Here is a 728-nt window from a genome sequence, read left to right as displayed (position 1 = left end):
TTTAACTTTGGGCTATCACCCTTGGTGCGCATTATGTATAGTATGGTTTAATTATGTATTATTGATTATGCCGTGCGTCCGTCATCTAAAGCATTGATAAATCGGGGATTTTCATATTTATCTTTCAGTAAACCGTACACCACATTTTGATCATTAATTTCAAGTAAATCAGCAACTTGAAAAGCAATATCCCAGTCTAGGTTATTCTTTCCTTTCATCCAATTGCTAACTCTCGCAGAACTAACGCCCAACTTCTTTGCCAATTGGTAGTCGGAGGTCAGGGTATACCTGCGTTTAACTTGTTGTAGCAATTCAATAGTGTAGGTCATTAATAGGCCGCCATCAGTACCGTATTTGTTAAATAATAGGCGATCAAAATGATCATTCCTATACTAACCCCCGACTTGCTAGTAATTTTCAGCTTGCTAATAATATCCCTGCAAACACAAAAACTTGCTTGTATGGGGATACAGACATGGAAAAAGTCAAAAAGCCACTCAATCCGATTCATCAGCCTTGCCCGGATATATTCGATGGGGTCAATTTCGATAAGGCTCTCACTGAAAATTCATTGAGCGTTGTTAAGTCACTTCGAAAGCGTTTTGGTTTCACCAAGGACACCTCAAGCCGCAATGGCTGCTCCGATTTCCGTTATAGCCGCCCATTTCAAGTCCAAGCCCGTCGAGTAATGATGCTTAAAGGGGGGCAGCTATGAATATTCACAAAGA

2 protein-coding genes are annotated in these 728 nt (G+C 40.4%); one reads left to right on the top strand and one right to left on the bottom strand.

The genetic code is table 11. The annotated features are described in order from the left end of the window. Window positions 1–65: 65 nt before the first annotated feature. A complete protein-coding gene (locus tag ABT56_RS23045) occupies window positions 66–329 on the bottom strand; it encodes a helix-turn-helix domain-containing protein (RefSeq protein WP_047881239.1) in 264 nt (87 codons plus the stop codon). A 146-nt stretch (window positions 330–475) separates the two neighbouring features. Here ABT56_RS23045 and ABT56_RS23040 point away from each other — a divergent pair, with 146 nt between their 5' ends. Beyond that, the gene (locus ABT56_RS23040; RefSeq protein WP_047881238.1) at window positions 476–715 is read left to right on the top strand and encodes a hypothetical protein; all 240 of its coding nucleotides are present in this window, start codon (window positions 476–478) and stop codon (window positions 713–715) included. Window positions 716–728: the final 13 nt, after the last annotated feature.

It is taken from the genome of Photobacterium aquae, assembly GCF_001029445.1.
In the GTDB taxonomy this organism is placed as follows: domain Bacteria; phylum Pseudomonadota; class Gammaproteobacteria; order Enterobacterales; family Vibrionaceae; genus Photobacterium; species Photobacterium aquae.
The sequence above is the reverse complement of the archived record's forward strand: the minus strand, read 5'-3'. Positions and strand labels throughout refer to the sequence as shown.

What these genes read in the sequence shown, in the direction of transcription:
- ABT56_RS23040 (WP_047881238.1), top strand. Translation starts at nt 476, where the DNA reads ATGGAAAAAGTCAAAAAGCCACTCAATCCGATTCATCAGCCTTGCCCG.
- ABT56_RS23045 (WP_047881239.1), bottom strand. Translation starts at nt 329, where the DNA reads ATGACCTACACTATTGAATTGCTACAACAAGTTAAACGCAGGTATACC.